Source organism: Pseudomonas moorei, from assembly GCF_008801475.1.
GTDB classification, from domain to species: Bacteria; Pseudomonadota; Gammaproteobacteria; order Pseudomonadales; family Pseudomonadaceae; genus Aquipseudomonas; species Aquipseudomonas moorei.
The window spans coordinates 1-270 of sequence record NZ_VZPP01000054.1; the positions used below are offsets into that span (position 1 = coordinate 1).

Sequence of the window (270 nt, forward strand, 5' to 3'; positions counted from 1 at the left end):
TCACCGGCACTTCGAGCGTCGACGGCCCGGTCAGCGTGGTTAATTTCACAGTGGACGGCACCCAGTACCAGGCCGGCAGCACGGCCACCATCGCCAACGTCGGCACCCTGGTGATCGGCGCCAACGGTGCCTACACCTTCACCCCGGACGCCAATTACAACGGCGCAGTGCCGACCGTGACCTACACCGTCACCGACGGTTCCGGTGCGGACGTCACTTCGACCCTGAACATCAGCGTCACCCCAGTGGATGACAGCTTCACCGACCTCA

Annotated in this window: 1 protein-coding gene; it reads left to right on the forward strand. The window is 64.1% G+C overall.

Features of this window, described 5'->3' with window-relative positions; translation table 11 throughout:
- A partial coding sequence (locus F7R06_RS30865; RefSeq protein WP_170288747.1) for a cadherin-like domain-containing protein occupies nucleotides 1–270 on the forward strand: 270 nt, incomplete at both ends.